Annotated in this window: 16 protein-coding genes; 14 read left to right on the top strand and 2 right to left on the bottom strand. The window is 72.9% G+C overall.

Annotation, left to right across the window (positions count from 1 at the left end):
* Positions 1 to 9 precede the first annotated feature (9 nt).
* Both purB and EEW87_RS14165 read left to right on the top strand, forming a co-directional pair.
* A complete protein-coding gene (gene purB, locus EEW87_RS14170; RefSeq protein WP_123092438.1) occupies positions 10 to 1,419 on the top strand; it encodes an adenylosuccinate lyase in 1,410 nt (469 codons plus the stop codon).
* Positions 1,419 to 2,297, top strand: a complete 879-nt coding sequence (locus EEW87_RS14165; protein ID WP_123092439.1) for a DUF429 domain-containing protein — start codon at positions 1,419 to 1,421, stop codon at positions 2,295 to 2,297. The genes purB and EEW87_RS14165 overlap by 1 nt, the downstream gene beginning before the upstream one ends.
* A gap of 32 nt (positions 2,298 to 2,329) precedes the next feature.
* Here EEW87_RS14165 and EEW87_RS14160 read toward each other — a convergent pair whose 3' ends face one another.
* The gene (locus EEW87_RS14160; protein WP_225985072.1) at positions 2,330 to 3,187 is read right to left on the bottom strand and encodes a transglutaminase-like domain-containing protein; all 858 of its coding nucleotides are present in this window, start codon (positions 3,185 to 3,187) and stop codon (positions 2,330 to 2,332) included.
* A gap of 83 nt (positions 3,188 to 3,270) precedes the next feature.
* On the opposite strand from EEW87_RS14160, the gene EEW87_RS14155 reads away from it, so the two are divergent.
* From EEW87_RS14155 to pgm, 9 genes are all read left to right on the top strand, one after another.
* Positions 3,271 to 5,481 carry a DUF4185 domain-containing protein gene (locus EEW87_RS14155; protein WP_123092440.1) on the top strand — a complete coding sequence of 737 codons (2,211 nt, stop codon included), beginning with the start codon at positions 3,271 to 3,273 and terminating at the stop codon, positions 5,479 to 5,481.
* A gap of 32 nt (positions 5,482 to 5,513) precedes the next feature.
* Positions 5,514 to 5,921 (top strand): MmcQ/YjbR family DNA-binding protein, encoded by a 408-nt coding sequence (locus EEW87_RS14150; RefSeq protein WP_123092441.1) that lies wholly within the window; start codon positions 5,514 to 5,516, stop codon positions 5,919 to 5,921.
* Positions 5,918 to 6,706, top strand: coding sequence for a LamB/YcsF family protein (locus EEW87_RS14145; RefSeq protein ID WP_123092442.1), 789 nt, complete (start codon positions 5,918 to 5,920; stop codon positions 6,704 to 6,706). Before EEW87_RS14150 ends, EEW87_RS14145 begins: the two co-directional genes overlap by 4 nt.
* A 4-nt stretch (positions 6,707 to 6,710) precedes the next feature.
* Positions 6,711 to 7,322 carry a 5-oxoprolinase subunit PxpB gene (pxpB, locus tag EEW87_RS17070; protein ID WP_123092443.1) on the top strand — a complete coding sequence of 204 codons (612 nt, stop codon included), beginning with the start codon at positions 6,711 to 6,713 and terminating at the stop codon, positions 7,320 to 7,322.
* Positions 7,319 to 8,194, top strand: a complete 876-nt coding sequence (locus EEW87_RS17065; protein ID WP_123092444.1) for a 5-oxoprolinase subunit C family protein — start codon at positions 7,319 to 7,321, stop codon at positions 8,192 to 8,194. The genes pxpB and EEW87_RS17065 overlap by 4 nt, the downstream gene beginning before the upstream one ends.
* A 69-nt stretch (positions 8,195 to 8,263) precedes the next feature.
* Positions 8,264 to 9,520 (top strand): sigma-54-dependent transcriptional regulator family protein, encoded by a 1,257-nt coding sequence (locus EEW87_RS14130; protein WP_123092445.1) that lies wholly within the window; start codon positions 8,264 to 8,266, stop codon positions 9,518 to 9,520.
* 88 nt (positions 9,521 to 9,608) lie between these two features.
* Complete coding sequence (locus EEW87_RS14125) at positions 9,609 to 10,100, top strand: MarR family winged helix-turn-helix transcriptional regulator (protein ID WP_318825919.1); 492 nt, start codon at positions 9,609 to 9,611, stop codon at positions 10,098 to 10,100.
* A gap of 133 nt (positions 10,101 to 10,233) precedes the next feature.
* On the top strand, positions 10,234 to 11,724 hold the full coding sequence (locus tag EEW87_RS14120) for an MDR family MFS transporter (RefSeq protein ID WP_205473735.1): 1,491 nt from the start codon (positions 10,234 to 10,236) through the stop codon (positions 11,722 to 11,724).
* A 118-nt stretch (positions 11,725 to 11,842) separates the two neighbouring features.
* Positions 11,843 to 13,492: a phosphoglucomutase (alpha-D-glucose-1,6-bisphosphate-dependent) gene (gene pgm, locus EEW87_RS14115; RefSeq protein ID WP_123092446.1), complete on the top strand. Its 1,650-nt coding sequence runs from the start codon at positions 11,843 to 11,845 to the stop codon at positions 13,490 to 13,492.
* 19 nt (positions 13,493 to 13,511) lie between these two features.
* On the opposite strand, the gene EEW87_RS14110 is transcribed toward pgm, so the two are convergent.
* A complete protein-coding gene (locus tag EEW87_RS14110; protein WP_163562464.1) occupies positions 13,512 to 13,787 on the bottom strand; it encodes a hypothetical protein in 276 nt (91 codons plus the stop codon).
* A 756-nt stretch (positions 13,788 to 14,543) separates the two neighbouring features.
* Between EEW87_RS14110 and adhP the strand changes: the two genes are divergently transcribed.
* The 3 genes from adhP to EEW87_RS14095 all read left to right on the top strand — a co-directional run bounded on the left by adhP (position 14,544) and on the right by EEW87_RS14095 (position 17,747).
* Positions 14,544 to 15,563 (top strand): alcohol dehydrogenase AdhP, encoded by a 1,020-nt coding sequence (gene adhP, locus EEW87_RS14105; RefSeq protein ID WP_192826141.1) that lies wholly within the window; start codon positions 14,544 to 14,546, stop codon positions 15,561 to 15,563.
* 279 nt (positions 15,564 to 15,842) lie between these two features.
* Positions 15,843 to 17,366 carry an aldehyde dehydrogenase gene (adh, locus tag EEW87_RS14100; RefSeq protein ID WP_123092448.1) on the top strand — a complete coding sequence of 508 codons (1,524 nt, stop codon included), beginning with the start codon at positions 15,843 to 15,845 and terminating at the stop codon, positions 17,364 to 17,366.
* A 3-nt stretch (positions 17,367 to 17,369) separates the two neighbouring features.
* Entirely contained in the window at positions 17,370 to 17,747 is a 378-nt protein-coding gene (locus EEW87_RS14095; RefSeq protein ID WP_068271993.1) for a DUF779 domain-containing protein, read from the top strand.
* Positions 17,748 to 17,778: the final 31 nt, after the last annotated feature.

Raw genomic sequence — 17,778 nt, 5'->3', positions numbered from 1 at the left:
GATGACCCCATGCAGAGCCTCGCCGCAGCGACCCCGCCGATCGCCCTCGGAGCCCTCGACGGGCGCTACCGCCCCGTCGTCGCCCCCCTCGTCGACCACCTCTCGGAGCCCGCGCTGAACCGGATGCGCACGCACGTCGAGGTCGAGTGGCTCATCCATCTCACCGAGCGCCAGGTCGTGCCCGGCGTGCGCCGCCTGACCGACGACGAGGTCACGGCGCTGCGCGAGGTCGTGCAGACCTTCGGGCCCGACGAGATCGACGAGATGGCCGCGACCGAGAAGGTCACGCAGCACGACGTCAAGGCCGTCGAGTACTTCCTCAAGGCGCGGCTGCGCCAGATCACGCCCGCCGAGGCCGACCGCGGCCTCGCCGAGCTCATCCACTTCTGCTGCACGAGCGAGGACGTCAACAACCTCTCCTACGCCCTCATGGTCAAGGGCGCCGTCGAGCAGGTCTGGCTCCCCCGCGCCGAGTCGCTCCTCGCCGCGCTGACGACGATGGCCCAGGACCTGCGCGACGTGCCGCTGCTCGCGCACACCCACGGCCAGCCCGCGACCCCGACGACGATGGGCAAGGAGCTCGCCGTCCTCGCCCACCGCCTGCGCCGTCAGGTCACCCGGGTCGCCGGCGCCGAGCACCTCGGCAAGATCAACGGCGCGACGGGCACCTACGGCGCGCACCTCGCAGCCGTGCCCGAGGCCGACTGGCAGGACATCAGCCGGACCTTCGTCGAGGGTCTGGGCCTGACGTGGAACCCGCTGACGACGCAGATCGAGAGCCACGACTGGCAGGCCGAGCTCTACGCCGACATCGCCCGCTTCAACCGCATCCTGCACAACCTGTGCACCGACGTCTGGACCTACATCTCCATGGGCTACTTCGCCCAGGTGCGCGGCCAGGGCACGGTCGGCTCGTCGACGATGCCGCACAAGGTCAACCCCATCCGCTTCGAGAACGCCGAGGCCAACCTCGAGGTGAGCAACGCCCTGCTCGACGTCCTCGCGACGACGCTCGTGCAGAGCCGCCTCCAGCGTGACCTCACCGACTCCTCGATGCAGCGAAACATCGGCACCGCGCTCGGCCACTCCATCCTCGCGCTCGACAACGTCGCCCGCGGGCTCGCCGGTCTCGACGCCGTGCCCGAGGCGATGGCCGCCGACCTCGACGCGAACTGGGAGGTGCTCGGCGAGCCGGTCCAGTCGGCGATGCGGGCCCTCGGCGCCCAGGGCGTGCCCGGCATGGACGAGCCGTACGAGCGCCTCAAGGAGCTCACCCGCGGCCGTCGGATCGGCCAGGAGGACCTCGTGACCTTCGTGCGCGGGCTCGGCCTGCCGCCCGAGGTCGAGGAGCGGATCGCGGCGATGACCCCGGCGACCTACGTCGGCCTCGCCCCCGAGCTCGTCGACCACCTGCGCTGATGGCGGCGGGCGACCCGGCGGCCGAGGTCCTCGAGGCCGCCCGCGCCCTGCGCCGGCTCGCCGACGCCCTGGGCGTCGACCTGCGCCCGGTCTTCGTGGACGCACCGGACGACGGGGGCGACGCCGGGGCCGTCGCGGCCCTCGAGGACGCCGACGTCGAGCCCCCCTTCGCCCCGCTCGAGGTGACGACCGCCGTCCTCGGCGTCGACGGCTGCCGCTCCGGGTGGGTCGGCGCCGTCCTGGCACCGGGCCGTCCCCGACCCTCCGTCGTCGTCGCCAGCTCGCTCGAGGCGCTCGTCGAGACCGTCCGCGAGCAGCACCCCGAGCTCGCGGTCGTCGGTGTCGACATCCCCATCGGGCTGCCGGACTCCGGGCTGCGCGCCGCCGACCGCCTCGCGCGCCAGGCGCTGCCGGGCAAGGCGTCGAGCGTCTTCACGACGATGACCCGGCCTGCCTGGTCGGCGCCGGACCGGGCCGCCGCCGACGCGATCAACCGCCCGCTCACCGGTCAGGGCGTCTCGGCCCAGTCCTTCGCCCTCGCGCCGAAGGTGCTCGAGGCCGACCGCTACGTGCGCTCGCGCCCCACCGTGCGCGTGCTCGAGGTGCACCCCGAGGTGAGCTTCGCGGCGATGGCGGGCGCGCCCGTGCTGCCGGGCAAGCGCACCGAGGAGGGCGTCGCCGCCCGGCTCGACGTGCTCCGCCAGGTCGGTCTGCTCCCCCCGAGCGTGCTCTCGGGCAACGGGTACGGCACCGACGACGTCCTGGACGCCGTCGCCGTCGCCTGGACCGCGCACCGGTACGCGACCGGCGCGGCGCACAGCCTGCCGGAGCCGCCGGAGACGGCGAGCGACGGGATCGCCGCGGCGATCTGGGTCTGACCGAGCCACCGGGCGCTCCCGGCGGGCGCGGCTCAGGCCAGGCGCACGCCCGTGGTGTGGTCGTCCGTGGGCAGCTCACCCTCGACGAGCGCGGCGGTGACCTCCTGGCGGTTGAAGCGCATCGCGCCGTTGCTCGTCGTGAGGAAGGCCGTGTCCGCGGCGTCGCGACCGGTCGCGATGCGCACGAGCGACTGACGGGGGGCGAGGCGGGTCGCGTCGACGACGTGCCACGCATCCTCGACCCAGGCCTCGGCCACCGCGTGGAAGTCCATCGGCTCCAGTCCCGGTGCATAGACCGAGACGAGGCGGGCGGGCACGCCGCGGGCTCGCAGCAGGGCGACGACGACGTGGGCGAAGTCGCGGCACACGCCGCGGCCGGCGAGGAGGGTGTCGACCGCGCCGTCGGTGCCCCGGGAGCTGCCGGAGACGTAGGCGAAGTTGTCGTAGACGTACGCCGCGACGGCGTCGACGAGGTCACGACCCCGCGCACCGGTGAAGCTGCGGGCGGCGACCGCCCCGAGACGGTCGGACTCGGCGTACCGGCTGGGCCGCGTGTAGAGCCAGCGGTCCTGCTCGACACCGAGGCCCGTCGGCGCGTCGGTCGGCCGGGTGATGTCGACGGTCGCCTCGTAGGTGACCTCGAGCCAGCCGGTGCCCACGCCCTCGACGAGGTGCAGGCGCGTGCCGTGGTCACCGCGCAGCTCGACCGGCTCGACCTGCTCGCCGGCCGCGTGGACGAGGATCGTCTCGTCGAGCACGACGTGGGCGTCGGAGACGGCGAAGGACATGAGCGCGGCGTCGACGGACGTCGTCGCGTAGGCGAACTTCGCACCGACCCTGGCGATCATCGGGGTGGGGTCGCTCGATGCTGCCAGGGGGGTCTGCGTCATGGCGCGAGCCTCCCCCAGCAGCGGGGGCCTGGTCAAAGCCGTGTCCCGCCTAGGCTTCACGGGACCGGACGAGGGCGAAGGGGGTGACGACGATCGCGAGCACGGCACCTGACCGCCCGCGCTGGCGGCAGATCTCGCCGCCCGTCGTCTCCGCGCTCCTCGCGCTCGTCGTCGTCGCCGAGGTGGCCTGGGCCGCGCTCGTCCTCGCCGGGTCCGACGACCTCGTCCCCCACGCCGTGCCCGCCGTCGTCGTCGGCGACCCGGTCGTCGCCGAGAGCGTCGCCCGCCAGTACGACGACCTGCCGGGCGACCCCTTCGACCTGCGCGCCGTCGCCGACGAGGAGAGCGCCCGTGCGGCCCTGGCCGACGGGTCCGCGCGCGCGGCCCTCGTCGTCGACCTCGAAGGCTCGACCGACCGGCTGCTGCTCGCGTCGAGCAACGACGACCTCCTCGACGCGGCGGTCCTCGACCGGGTCGAGGAGGTCGAGCGACGCATCGACCGGCTCGTCGCCGTCGAGGTCGTCGGACCGGCCGACGCCGACGAACGGCAGGGGGCCGCGCGCCTCGCCGTGGCGCTCGCCCTGCTCCTCGGCTTCGTCCTCGCCGTCGGCACGAGCCTGCGTGACGGGCCCGTCGCCCGCGACCTGCGGCACGGGCTGCGGCGCACGCTCGTCGTCGGGGCGCTCTCCGTCGTCGGCGGCGCGGTCATCGGCCTGCTCGCGCTGCGCGGAGGGACGTGGGCGGAGGTCCTCGTGCCGGCCACGGTGGCCGGGACGGGCGCGGCCTTCACCTTCGCGCTCGAGGCGCTCTTCGGGTGGGCGGGGCTCGGGCTGGCCGTCGTCGCCTTCTTCGCCACCGGCGCCCCGGTGCTCGCCCGCGTCGACCCGGCGCTCGTCAGCCCGCCCTGGTCGGACCTCGCCGCCCTCGGCGTGCCCGGGGCCGGGGTCGAGGCGGCGACCGCGGTGAGCCTGCACCGCGAGCTCGCGGTCGTCCCCGTGACGGTCGTGCTCGTCTGGCTCGTCGCGTCGCTGCTCGTCATCACCCTCGCCCGGGCGGTCCGGCGACGTCATGACGTGCCGGCGCCGGTCGGCGGTGAGGGGCTGCGCCAGGTCGGCGGGGTCCGAGGGTGGCGGGTGCGCGTCCTCGGCGTCGTCGTGCCGCTCACCGCCGCGATGCTCGCGCTCGCCGTCGTCGTGCCGCGCTCCGAGGTCGCCGCCGCACCCCGCCTCGCCTCGCTCGCCGCGAGCGCGGACTGCGTGCGCTCGGGACCGGTGACGTCGGTGGCCGACCTCAACCGGATCGCCGGGCTGCGGGGCACCGACGACTTCCGCGGCGGGGACGTCGGGGCCGACGCGCTGCTCCAGGACGGCCGGCGGGCGTGGCTCTTCGGCGACACGCTGCGCGAGGGTCCGGCGGGGCCGAGGTACGTGCGCAACTCGATGCTCGTCACCGACGAGCGCTGCATCCGGGCGGTCGTGCCAGAGGCCGGCGGAGCGCTCGTCCCCGATCGGGCGCGACCCGGCGAGAGCCCGGTCGGCTACTGGCCGATGTCGACGGTCGTGGACCACCGCACCGGGTACGACCTGCTCTACGTGACGACCCAGCGGGTGCGCACGACCGGGTCGGACGCCTTCGACTTCGAGAACCTCGGCCTGTCCGTCGCCGTCTTCGTCGTGCCGCTCGGCGGGACCCCGCAGCTGCTCGAGCAGCGCGACATCGGGCCGGACCGCGCCGGCCGCGAGCACCCGACGTGGGGCGCCGCCACGACGCTCGTGGGCAGCGGTGACGACCGGTGGCTCTACGTCTTCGGCACGGCGAACCCGGGCGCCGAGCAGGCCTGGGGGTACTCCCTCCGCGTCGCCCGGGTCCGACCCGACGACCTGCTCCACCAGGCGCGCTGGCGCTACTGGGACGGCTCGGGGTGGTCGGCACGCGAGGACGACGCCCGCGAGATGATCCCGGCGCGCGACGGCGTCTCGCAGACGCTGAGCGTCTTCACCCAGGACGAGCGCTGGTACGCGCTGAGCAAGCGCAACGACCTGCTCGGCAGCGACATCACCGTGTGGACCGCCGACGCGCCCACGGGCCCGTGGTCGTCGGGCACCGCGGTCGCCCCGGTCGCGCAGGGCGAGACCGGTCAGGTGCGCTACATGCCGCTGGCCCACCCGACGCTCTTCCCCGCGACGGGCAGCGTCGTCGCGTCGTACAGCACGAACGACACCGACAGCGAGCGCGTGCTCGCCGACCCCCTGCGCTACCGCCCGCACTTCGTGCGGGTCCGTCTGCCGCGGTGAGGGCGTCGGTCCGCAGCGGTAGCGTCGAGCGCATGAGCGGGGACGAGCCGGCCGGCGTGCAGGACGTGCACGACATCGCGAGCGCGCTGCCCGAGGTCACCCTCGGCACGTCGTGGGGCGACAAGCCGACGTACAAGGTGCGCGACAAGGGCTTCGTCATCTGGCGCGGTGAGCAGCGCGACGCCGTCGACCCCGACACCGGCGCGCTCATGGACGACGTCATGGCCATCTCGGTGCCCGGGCCGGAGGACAAGGAGGCGCTCGTCGCCGACGACTCCCCCTTCTTCACCACGCCCCACTTCGACCGCAGCCCGCGCACCGTCCTGCTCCGCGAGCGTGACCTGCCCCGGCTGACCCGCGCCGAGCTCGAGGAGGTCCTCACCGACGCCTGGGCCAGCCGGGCACCGGCCCGGCTCGTGCGAGAGCACCTCGGGCGATGAGCACCGCGACCCCGGCGCAGCCCGCCGGCCGCACGGTCGACCTCAACGCCGACCTCGGCGAGGGGCTCGGCGTCTGGCGGCTCACCGACGACGACGGCCTGCTCGAGGTCGTGAGCAGCGCGAACGTCGCGTGCGGGGCCCACGCCGGCGACCCCACGCACATGCGGCGGGTGTGCCGCCGCGCCGCGGAGCGGGGGGTCGCGGTCGGCGCCCAGGTCTCCTACCCGGACCTGCTGGGCTTCGGGCGGCGATTCGTCGACATCGACCCCGCGGAGCTCGAGGACAGCGTCCTCTACCAGCTCTCCGCGCTGCAGGGCGTCGCCCGGGCGGAGGGGACGCAGGTGCGCTACGTCAAGCCGCACGGGGCGCTCTACAACGCCGTCGTCACCCACGAGGCGCAGGCGGCCGCCGTCGTCGCCGCCGTCGTCGCGGGCGCCCCCGGCACCGCCGTCCTCGGGCTGCCCGGGGCGGTCTGGCTGGAGCAGGCCGCGGCGGCCGGGCTGCGCCCGGTGCACGAGGTCTTCGCCGACCGCGCGTACACGGCCCACGGCACGCTCGTCCCCCGCGGCGAGCCCGGCGCCGTCGTCCACGACACCGACGAGGTCGTCCGTCGGGCGCTGCGGATGGTGCTCGAGGGCAGCGTCGTCGCGGTCGACGGCTCGAGCGTCGCCGTCGACGCCGCTTCGGTGTGCGTGCACGGCGACACCCCCGGCGCCGTCGACATCGCGCGCCGGGTCCGCGACGCCCTCGTCGACGCCGGCGTGCGCGTCGCCCCCTTCGCCTGACGCGATGACGACCCTCCTGCCCTACGGCCGCCGCGCGACCCTGCTCGAGGCGGCCGACGACGCCCAGACCCTCGCGCTGCACCGCGCCGTGGTCGCCGCCTCGCTGCCGGGAGTCCTCGAAGCCGTCCCTGCAGCTCGGACGGTGCTCGTGACCTTCGTCGACGAGGCGAGCCGCGCGGGCGCCCAGGAGCGGCTGCGCACCCTCGCCCCCGTCGACGGGGACGAGGTCGTCGGTCGGCTCGTCGAGGTGCCGACCCGCTACGACGGCCCCGACCTCGACGACGTCGCGCGGCTCACCGGGCTGAGCCGCGAAGAGGTCGTCGAGGCCCACACCGGCGTCGAGTGCACGGTCGGCTTCGTCGGCTTCGCGCCCGGCTTCGCCTACCTGCGCGGCGTCGACGAGCGCCTCCACGTGCCCCGCCGGGACGAGGCCCGCACGGCCGTGCCGCCGGGCGCGGTGGCGCTGGCCGGAGGGCTCACCGCGGTCTACCCGCGGTCCTCGCCCGGCGGCTGGCAGCTCATCGGCTCCACCGACCTCGTCCTGTGGGACCTCGACCGGGAGGAGCCCGCGCTGCTGCGGGCCGGCGACCGGGTGCGCTTCGTGGAGGTCTCGTGAGCGAGCGCCCCGCCGAGCTCGTCGTGCACGCGACCGGCCTGCTGAGCACCGTGCAGGACCTCGGCCGGCCGGGTCTGGCGGGTCTCGGCGTGCCCCGGTCCGGTGGCGCCGACCGGACCTCGCTGCGCCTGTCCAACCGCCTGCTCGGCAACCCCGAGGGGGCCCCGGTCGTCGAGGCGACCCTCGGCGGGCTCGAGGTGGGGCTCACGGCGACTCGGTGGTGCGTCGTCACGGGCGCCGACGCCCCCGTCGAGGTCGACGGCACCCCGGTCGGGGTGGGCTCCCCCTTCGTCCTGCGGGCGGGCGCGCGGCTGCGCGTGGGGTCCCCGGCGCACGGCCTGCGCTCCTACCTCGCGGTCCGGGGCGGGCTGGCGGTCGCGCCGGTGCTCGGCTCGGCCAGCCAGGACGTGCTCTCGGGCATCGCCCCGCTGCCGCTCGGCGAGGGCACGAGGGTGCCGCTCGGGAGGGTGGACGAGGTGCCCGTCGTGCCGGTCGACGTCGCACCCGTGCGCACGTGGTCGGGCGACCCGGTGCTCGAGGTCGACCCCGGCCCGCGGCGCGACTGGGTGAGCGACGAGGCGTGGCGCACCCTGACGAGCGCCGTCTACGAGGTGAGCAGCCACAGCGACCGGGTCGGGGTGCGCCTCAGCGGACCGGCCGTCGAGCGGGCGGTGCACGTGGAGCTGCCGAGCGAAGGGGTCGTCCCCGGCGCCGTGCAGGTCCCCCCGTCCGGCGAGCCGGTCGTCTTCCTCGCCGACCACCCCACGACCGGCGGCTACCCGGTGTGCGCCGTGGTCGTGCCGGCCTCGTTGCCTCTGCTCGCGCAGCTCGTGCCCGGCCAGGGCGTGCGTCTGCGGCCCTCCCGCCGCTGACCGAAGCACTCCCGCCGCCCCGGAGTTGGCGATAGGTTGGGTGCCCCGCGACGACGCGAAGGGGGAGCCATGACCCGATCCACCGGCGAGGGCCTGCACGGGCAGCGCCGCGCGGTCGAGCGCGCGTGGGAGGGCTGGGTCGAGCGCACGGACGACGACCGCCCCGACGAGCCGGCCCCGGTGCGCCCGGAGATCCTCGACTCGTGGCGTCGCAGCGAGGCCACCTTGAGCAGCGCGCCGAGCAGCGCGCCGATGTCCGACGAGGCGGAGACCTCGGCCTACCTCACCCAGTCGACGCTCGGACGAGCCGTGTCCGACCTCGAGGCGGAGCTGCGGTCGGTCGCCGACGACGGCGACCTCGTCGTCGCGGTGACAGACCCGCAGACCCGCATCCTGTGGACCTACGGCGGGCGGGTCATGCGGCGCCGGGCCGAGTCGGTGAACTTCGTCGCCGGCGGCCGGTGGGACGAGGAGAGCATCGGCACCAACGCGCTCAACCTCGCGCTGCGCACCGACCGCACGACGACGGTCTTCTCCGCCGAGCACTACGCCCCGATCGTGCACTCGTGGGTGTGCTGGGCCGCCCCGGTCCACGACCCGGTGACCGGCGCGCAGCTCGGCGTGCTCGACCTGTCGACGACGTGGGACCGCGCGCACCCGCTCGGCGGCACGACGGCGCAGGCCCTCGCCCGGCTCGTCGAGAGCCGGCTGCGGCTCGGCACCGAGCCGGGTGCCTGCCGGCAGGAGACGCCGCTCGACGGCCTGCACCTGCGTCTGCTCGGCCGGGTCGAGGGCTGGCTCGACGGCAGCCGCCTGCTCCTCACCCGGCGGCAGGGCGAGATCCTCGCGCTGCTCGTCCTGCACCCCGACGGCCTCTCGCTCGAGCAGCTGCACGCCCAGCTCTACGGCGACCGGGCCGTCTCGCTCGGCACCCTCAAGGCGGAGGTCTCGCACCTGCGGTCGGCGCTCGGCGGTCGCCTCGCCTCGCGGCCCTACCGTCTCGACCTGCCCGTCACCTCCGACGTCGCGACGGTGCGCGAGGCCGTGCGCCGGGGTGACGTGCGCGCGGCCGTCGAGGCGTATGGCGGGGACCTCGTGCCGGGCACCGACTCCCCCGGCCTCACCGAGACGGCCGAGTACCTCGCGGTCGCGGTGCGCGAGAGCCTCATCGCCGACCCCGACCCGGCCGCCGTCGTGCGCTACGCCGAGGCCGCGCCCTACGACACCGAGGTCGTCGACCTCGCCCTCGACCGGGTCGACGCGACGCCCGGGGGGCACCCCCTTCGCGCCGAGCTGCTCGCGCTGCGCGCCGCACGCGGCGAGTGAATGCAGTCCTGCCCGCCTCCCGGGGTCTCTGCGCGAGCGGATATCTGCACGCGACGGCTATCGACGCCTGCAGATGTATGCTCGCCCGGTGACGACGACCGAGATCACCCAGCGCCCCGTGGACGACGCCGCGGCGGCCCTGCGCTGGTCCGCCGGGGCCGACCCGCGCCGTGACCTCGTCGCCGACTGGCGCGCGATGAGGTCGGCGCACTGCCATGTCGACCACGCGCTGTCGACGGCAGTCGCGCAGGTCGGGCTCTCGCTCGTCGAGTTCACCGTCCTCGACATCCTCGAGGAGCAGGTCGACGCCCACCTGCGGATGCAGGACGTCGCCTGCGTCGCCGCGCTCACCACCGGGGCGACGACGCGTCTCGTCGGGCGGCTCGAGTCGCGCGGTCTGCTGCGACGGGTCATCTGCGCGTCCGACCGCCGGGGCATCTACACCGAGCTCACCGACGACGGGCGGGACCTGCTCGCCGCCGCCCGCCCGGTGCACGACGCAGCGCTGCGCGCGTGCCTGGAGGACCCGGCCACGGTGGCCGCGGTCTCCTCGGCGGCCGCGGCGATCAGCCGGCGCTAGGCCGGTCGCGCACCACCCCCGCACGACACCCCTTCGCCGATCGCCCCGACCGGCGCGCACACCGCCGCGGCGCTCAGAGCCGAGCCCGCCCGGCCCCCACCCCTGGCCCCGCCAGACCTCACGAGGAGCACCAGTGACCGACTCCGTGGCGATCTCGCCGCACGACCCCGCGGCGCCCCCTCGGCTCGACGCCGACGACACCGCACGCAACCGCCTCGTCATCGGCATCCTCGTGGTGTCGACCTTCGTCGTCGTGCTCAACGAGACGGTCATGAGCGTCGCCCTGCCGACCCTCATGGTCGACCTCGGCATCACCGCGGCCACGGCCCAGTGGCTCACCACGGGCTTCCTGCTGACGATGGCGGTCGTCATCCCGGTGACCGGCTACCTCATGCAGCGCTTCCACACCCGGCCGATCTACCTGCTCGCGATGTCGCTCTTCACCGCCGGCACGCTGCTCGCTGCCCTCGCCCCGGGCTTCGGGGTGCTGCTGCTCGCCCGTGTGGTGCAGGCCAGCGGGACCGCGATCATGATCCCGCTGCTCATGACGACCGCGATGAGCCTCGTGCCGGCGCACTCCCGCGGCCGCACGATGGGCACGATCTCCGTCGTCATCGCCGTCGCGCCCGCCATCGGCCCGACGATCTCCGGGCTCGTGCTCAGCGTGCTCAGCTGGCGCTTCATGTTCGTCGTCGTCCTGCCCGTCGCGGTGGTGGCGCTGGTCGTCGGGGCGAAGAAGATGGTCGACGTCACCACCCCGCGCGAGGTCGACCTCGACGTCCCGTCCGTGGTGCTGTCCGCGCTCGGCTTCGGCGGGCTCGTCTACGGGCTGTCGGCCCTCGGCGAGGGCGCGTCGGAGGGTCAGGCCGTCGACCCCGCGCTCCCGGCCGGCGTCGGCGTCGTCGCGCTCGTCCTCTTCGTCCTGCGCCAGGTGCGCCTGGCGCGCACGGGCAGCCCCCTGCTCGACCTGCGCACCTTCGCGACGAAGAACTTCACCTTCTCGATCGTGCTCATCGCGCTGGCCAGCCTCGTCCTCTTCGGCAGCCTCGTCCTGCTGCCCATCTACACGCAGAACGTCCTCGGTCTCGGCACCCTGGAGACCGGGCTGCTGCTCCTGCCGGGCGGTCTCGCGATGGGTCTGCTCTCCCCCGTCGTCGGGCGCCTGTACGACGCCCTCGGCCCGCGACCTCTGCTGCCCGTCGGCGCGACGCTCATCAGCGTGGCCCTCTGGCTGATGTCGCTGCTGCTGCACGAGGACACGAGCATCGCGATGATCGTCGTCGTGCACGTGCTGCTCAACATCGGGCTGTCCTTCACCTTCACCCCGCTCTTCAGCGCGAGCCTCGGCTCGCTCGAGCCGGCGCTGTACTCGCACGGCAGCGCGGTGCTCAACACGGTGCAGCAGGTCATGGGTGCGGTGGGCACGGCGCTCTTCATCACCGTCATGGCGGCGGCGGAGCACACCGCCGCGGCGGGCGGTGCCGACGAGCGGGCCACGACGGCCGCCGGCGTGCACCTCGCCTTCCTCGTCGGCGCGAGCATCAGCCTCGTCGGGGTCGCGGCGAGCCTGCTCGTGCGCCGGCCCGAGACCGACGAGAGCGCGCCCCTGCCGATGGCGCACTGAGCGGCGTCGGCCTCGGTCGCCTGGGCTCGGGTCGAGGTGATCCACGACCGACCTGACGGCGTGGATCACCTCGACCGGGGCGGGCCCGCGGCGGGGCGAGCTTCGGTAGCGTCGGGCCATGACCTCCGATCGGGCCGGTCAGCCGGCGCAGCTCTCCGACCTCGTCGACGTGCCGCAGCTGGTGTCGTCGTACTACGTGCTCACCCCTGACCCCGAGGACGTCGACCAGCAGGTCGCCTTCGGCACCTCCGGGCACCGCGGCAGCTCGCTGAAGACCTCCTTCAACGAGCAGCACATCCTCGCGACGACGCAGGCGATCGTCGACTACCGACGCGAGCAGGGGGTCGACGGACCTCTCTTCCTCGGCGCGGACACGCACGCGCTGTCCGGGCCGGCCTGGACGACGGCGATCGAGGTCCTCGTCGCCGCCGGGGTCACCGTGCTCGTCGACAGCCAGGACGGGGTCGTACCCACCCCGGCCGTCTCGCACGCGATCCTCCGGGCGAACAGGGGCAAGGACCTCGGCGCGAAGGGGGCGGGCCTCGCCGACGGGATCGTCGTCACCCCGTCGCACAACCCGCCGGGAGACGGAGGCTTCAAGTACAACCCTCCGCACGGCGGGCCGGCCGACTCGGACGCGACGAAGGTCATCGCGGCCGCGGCCAACGACTACCTCCGGCGGGGTCTCGACGGGGTGGGACGCACCCCCTTCGCCCGGGCGATCACGCAGGTGGGTCGCTACGACTTCCTCGGCACCTACGTCGACGACCTGCCCTCGGTGCTCGACATCGACGCGATCCGTGACGCGGGGGTGCGCATCGGCGCCGACCCGCTCGGTGGCGCTGCTGTGCACTACTGGGAGGCCATCGCCGAGCGGCACCGCCTCGACCTCACCGTCGTCAACCCGGTCGTCGACCCGACGTGGCGCTTCATGACGCTCGACTGGGACGGCAAGATCCGGATGGACTGCTCCTCGCCGTCGGCGATGGCCTCGCTCGTCGCGCGCAAGGACGAGTACGACATCGCGACGGGCAACGACGCCGACTCCGACCGGCACGGCATCGTCACGCCCGACGGCGGGCTGATGAACCCCAACCACTACCTCGCCGTCGCGATCCAGTACCTCTACGGCGGGGCCCGACCGGGCTGGCGCAGCGAGCGGATCGGCAAGACGCTCGTGTCGAGCTCGATGATCGACCGCGTCGCCGCCGACCTCGGCAAGGAGCTGTGGGAGGTGCCCGTCGGCTTCAAGTGGTTCGTCCCCGGGCTGCTCGACGGGTCGGTCGGCTTCGGCGGCGAGGAGTCGGCCGGGGCGTCCTTCCTGCGCACCGACGGCACGGTGTGGACGACCGACAAGGACGGCATCATCCTCGCCCTGCTCGCCTCGGAGATCCAGGCGAAGACGGGGCGCTCGCCGTCGGAGCACTACGCCGATCTGGTTGCGGCACATGGCGGCCCGGCGTACGCGCGGATCGACGCCCCCGCCGACCGCGAGCAGAAGGCGCGCCTGTCCTCGCTCAGCCCCGACGCCGTCACGGCCGACTCCGTCGCCGGCGAGCCGATCACCGCCAAGCTCACCGAGGCGCCCGGCAACGGCGCCGCCGTCGGCGGGCTCAAGGTGACGACGGAGTCGGCGTGGTTCGCCGCCCGCCCGAGCGGCACCGAGGACGTCTACAAGATCTACGCCGAGAGCTTCCGCGGGCCCGAGCACCTCGCGCAGGTGCAGGCAGACGCGAAGGCGCTCGTGGACGACGTGCTCGGCGGGTGACGCGGAGGGGAGGTAGTACTCAGAGGATGTTGTTCCACCAAACGACCTCGTTGCCTTCGTCGTCGATGTAGTAGACGCCAAAGCTCTCAAGGATTTCACTGCCGTCTGGCACCCCGAACACGACCCATCCCGTCTGAGTCTCACCCGGCCGCATCGTGGCTAGGGGAGCGCCGTCCCCTTCCTCGATGTCTTCCATGACGAGGGGATCGACCGTTGCGACATAGATGTTCTCAATGCGCACCTGTGCATCTGCCATGACAGCCTGCGGCCCGTCCGTGACGTTCTCGAAGGACATCTCAGCGCCGTAATAGCTCCAACCATCTAGACCCCCCTCTGTTGGTGTGACGGGCGAAAACTGTTTTAACGTGACGTCTAGCCCACCCACGCGGACGGATTCGCCGACATTCATAGCGTCGTCCGGTCGGTCTGGGTCGTCAATCTGGCCCGGATCGGAACTGGAAGCCCTCGGGGCGGAATTGGCCGAGGATGCCGAACTAGTGGATGTCTCGGATCCCCCCGACGGCGTTGACGACGTTGAAGTGCTTGCGCTTGTCGTCGTCGGCGAGGACGAGGTCTCCTGGGTAGAGCCGTCGGTGACGGTCACTGTCACTGGTTGGGCGTCAGAAGACTCAGATTGACCGCAACCACCCAGCCCTATAAGCGTCATCGTGGCGAAGAGCGCGACAGGGCCCTGGCGTCGCCGCAAGTACTTTTTCATTCGATCCGCCTTTGAGATTGACTTGCTCCGACGCCATTCAAGTCGAACCGTTCAGGTCCCGCAGGGTTTCAGGATTATTAAGGGTGATGCAGCGAGAGAGTCCATCCGGCCTTGGAGGCCCGTTCGACAGCGAGGTGGTCTCAAGGCTCGCGCCCTGGCGGGCGCTCGCACCTCGACCAGCGAAGCCCCGAGACCACCTCGACCGTCGGCACACCGCCCAACCACTGACCTACCCGCTGCTCCCTAGCGTCTGCGCCACGACAGGGGCGCGACGGGGCGTCCGGCCACCGGCCGCAGCCGTCAGGTCCCCTCACCCAGATGAGGAGACGCAGCATGAGCACGATGCAGGCAGCAGTGGTCCGTGAGTTCGGCGAGAAGCTCGACGTGTCGCAGATCGACGTCCCCCGGCCCGGGCCGGGCCAGGCGCTCGTCCGGCTGGTCGCGAGCGGGGTGTGCCACACCGACCTCCATGCGGCCGAGGGCGACTGGCCGGTCAAGCCGCAGCCCCCCTTCGTCCCGGGCCACGAGGGCGTGGGCGAGGTCGTCGAGCTCGGCGACGGGGTGACCACGCTCGCCGTCGGCGACATGGTCGGCAACGCCTGGCTGTGGTCGGCCTGCGGCACGTGCGAGCACTGCCGCACCGGCTGGGAGACGCTGTGCGAGGAGCAGACCAACGGCGGCTACTCCGTCGACGGCAGCTTCGGCCAGTACATGCTCGTCGACGAGCGCTTCGCGGCGCGGATCCCCGCCGGTGTCGACCCGCTCGAGGTCGCGCCGATCCTGTGCGCCGGCGTCACCGTCTACAAGGGCCTCAAGGTCACCGACACCCGTCCCGGCCAGTGGGTCGTCATCTCCGGCATCGGCGGGCTCGGTCACGTCGCCGTGCAGTACGCCGTGGCGATGGGCCTGCGCGTCGCCGCCGTCGACGTCTCCCAGGCGAAGCTCGACCTCGCCACCCGCCTGGGCGCCGAGGTCGTCGTCGACGCCAGCACCACCGACCCGGTCGAGGCGATCCAGGAGGCCACCGGTGGCGCCCACGGCGTGCTCGTCACCGCCGTGCACCCCTCCGCCTTCGGGCAGGCCATCGGCATGACGCGCCGCGGCGGCACCATCGTCTTCAACGGCCTGCCGCCGGGCGACTTCCCCGCCCCGATCTTCGACATCGTCCTCAAGGCGCTCACCGTGCGCGGCTCCATCGTCGGCACACGCCAGGACATGGTCGAGGCGATCGACTTCTACGCGCGGGGCCTGGTCAAGCCCACGTGGCAGGCCCGCGAGCTCGACGAGATCAACACGGTCTTCGACGAGATGCGCGACGGCGCGATCGACGGGCGCGTGGTCATCCGATACTGACCTGCGCAGCGCGCCCGACGCCCCCTTCGTCACCTGGCGAAGGGGGCGTCCGTGCGTCTACGGGGGGGGTGGCCGAGATGCCTCGGGCCGGCCGAGAGACCCAGGACGGGCCGGGTTATGTCTGCGCCAGCGGCGGGTTGCCCGGTCAGCGTCGGGTTTACCGGTCATCGCCGGGCGAAGGGGGACCGGGCCGACCAACCTTCGACCAACCCGGGGCGACCTACGGTCCGGGCAACGGCAGCGCGACGAGGCACTGCCGACGAGTTGCCGGAGGCACGCATGACCGTCTACGCACAGCCCGGGAGCGCCGACAGCGCGATCGAGGTCAAGGAGAAGTACGACCACTACATCTGCGGCACGTGGGTCGCACCCAAGGGTGGTCAGTACTTCGAGAACCCGACGCCGGTCACCGGCCAGGTCTTCACGTCCATCGCCCGCGGCACCGCGGAGGACATCGACGCCGCCCTCGACGCCGCGCACTCCGCCGCCGGCGCGTGGGGCCGCACGAGCACCACCGAGCGCTCGAACATCCTGCTGAAGATCGCCCAGCGCATGGAGGACAACCTCGAGGACCTCGCGGTCATCGAGACGTGGGACAACGGCAAGGCGGTCCGCGAGACCCTCGCCGCCGACCTCCCGCTCGCCGTCGACCACTTCCGCTACTTCGCCGGCGCGATCCGCGCCCAGGAGGGCGGCATCTCGGAGATCGACGAGACGACGATGGCCTACCACTTCCACGAGCCGCTCGGCGTCGTCGGGCAGATCATCCCGTGGAACTTCCCCATCCTCATGGCGGTGTGGAAGCTCGCCCCGGCCCTCGCCGCGGGCAACTGCGTCGTCCTCAAGCCGGCCGAGCAGACCCCCTGGTCGATCCTCAAGCTCGCCGAGCTCATCGGCGACCTGCTGCCCGAGGGCGTGCTCAACATCGTCAACGGCTTCGGCGTCGAGGCCGGCAAGCCGCTGGCCTCCAGCCCCCGCATCGCCAAGATCGCCTTCACCGGCGAGACGACGACCGGCCGCCTGATCATGCAGTACGCGAGCCAGAACATCATCCCGGTGACCCTCGAGCTCGGCGGCAAGAGCCCCAACGTCTTCTTCGAGGACGTCGCGAGCAGCAAGGACGCCTTCTACGACAAGGCGCTCGAAGGCTTCGCGATGTTCGCCCTCAACCAGGGCGAGGTCTGCACCTGCCCGTCGCGCGCGCTCGTCCAGGGCTCGATCTACGACCAGTTCGTCGGCGACGCCCTCGAGCGGGTCAAGGCGGTCAAGCAGGGCAACCCGCTCGACACCGACACGATGATGGGCGCCCAGGCGAGCAACGACCAGTTCGAGAAGATCATGAGCTATCTCGACATCGGCAAGCAGGAGGGCGCGAAGGTCCTCACCGGTGGCGACAAGCTCGAGCTCGAGGGCGACCTCGCGGGCGGCTACTACATCCAGCCGACCGTCTTCGAGGGCAAGAACTCGATGCGCGTCTTCCAGGAGGAGATCTTCGGCCCCGTCGTCTCGCTCACCTCCTTCGCCGACCAGGCCGAGGCGCTGCAGATCGCCAACGACACCCTCTACGGCCTCGGGGCCGGCGTGTGGTCGCGCAGCGCGCACACGACCTTCGAGATGGGCCGCGCGATCAAGGCCGGCCGCGTGTGGACCAACTGCTACCACCAGTACCCGGCGCACGCCGCCTTCGGTGGCTACAAGCAGTCCGGCATCGGGCGCGAGAACCACAAGATGATGCTCGACCACTACCAGCAGACGAAGAACCTCCTCGTCAGCTACAGCCCCGACAAGCTCGGTTTCTTCTAAGCCATGCCCTCGGACAAGGTCGACATCACGCCCGCCGCGGTCGAGCTGATCGAGCGCCTCGAGCGCATTCATGGGCCGCTGATGTTCCACCAGTCCGGCGGCTGCTGCGACGGGTCCTCGCCGATGTGCTACCCCGTGGGTGACTTCATCACCAGCGAGGCCGACATCCTCCTCGGCACGCTCGAGGTGGGGTCGGCGACACCGGTCGAGTTCTGGATGAGCGTGAGCCAGTACGAGTACTGGAAGCACACCCATCTCACCGTCGACGTCGTGCCGGGACGGGGGTCCGGCTTCTCCGTCGAGGCCCCCGAGGGGGTGCGCTTCCTCATCCGCTCCCGGCTGATGTCGCAGGACGAGCTCGTCGAGCACGGGCTGCTGTAAGAACCTCCCCCCAGGCGGCCGACGCCCCGTG

Source organism: Janibacter melonis (assembly GCF_003721155.3).
GTDB classification, from domain to species: Bacteria; Actinomycetota; Actinomycetes; order Actinomycetales; family Dermatophilaceae; genus Marihabitans; species Marihabitans melonis.
The sequence above is the reverse complement of the archived record's forward strand: the minus strand, read 5'-3'. Positions and strand labels throughout refer to the sequence as shown.

Bases quoted from the DNA above. Each gene is read 5' to 3' on its own strand.
- EEW87_RS14095 (WP_068271993.1), top strand. From the start codon at position 17,370: ATGCCCTCGGACAAGGTCGACATCACGCCCGCCGCGGTCGAGCTGATC.
- adh (WP_123092448.1), top strand. From the start codon at position 15,843: ATGACCGTCTACGCACAGCCCGGGAGCGCCGACAGCGCGATCGAGGTC.
- purB (WP_123092438.1), top strand. From the start codon at position 10: ATGCAGAGCCTCGCCGCAGCGACCCCGCCGATCGCCCTCGGAGCCCTC.
- pgm (WP_123092446.1), top strand. From the start codon at position 11,843: ATGACCTCCGATCGGGCCGGTCAGCCGGCGCAGCTCTCCGACCTCGTC.
- EEW87_RS14165 (WP_123092439.1), top strand. From the start codon at position 1,419: ATGGCGGCGGGCGACCCGGCGGCCGAGGTCCTCGAGGCCGCCCGCGCC.
- adhP (WP_192826141.1), top strand. From the start codon at position 14,544: ATGAGCACGATGCAGGCAGCAGTGGTCCGTGAGTTCGGCGAGAAGCTC.
- EEW87_RS14150 (WP_123092441.1), top strand. From the start codon at position 5,514: ATGAGCGGGGACGAGCCGGCCGGCGTGCAGGACGTGCACGACATCGCG.
- EEW87_RS14130 (WP_123092445.1), top strand. From the start codon at position 8,264: ATGACCCGATCCACCGGCGAGGGCCTGCACGGGCAGCGCCGCGCGGTC.
- EEW87_RS14110 (WP_163562464.1), bottom strand. From the start codon at position 13,787: ATGTCCTTCGAGAACGTCACGGACGGGCCGCAGGCTGTCATGGCAGAT.
- EEW87_RS14160 (WP_225985072.1), bottom strand. From the start codon at position 3,187: ATGACGCAGACCCCCCTGGCAGCATCGAGCGACCCCACCCCGATGATC.
- pxpB (WP_123092443.1), top strand. From the start codon at position 6,711: ATGACGACCCTCCTGCCCTACGGCCGCCGCGCGACCCTGCTCGAGGCG.
- EEW87_RS14145 (WP_123092442.1), top strand. From the start codon at position 5,918: ATGAGCACCGCGACCCCGGCGCAGCCCGCCGGCCGCACGGTCGACCTC.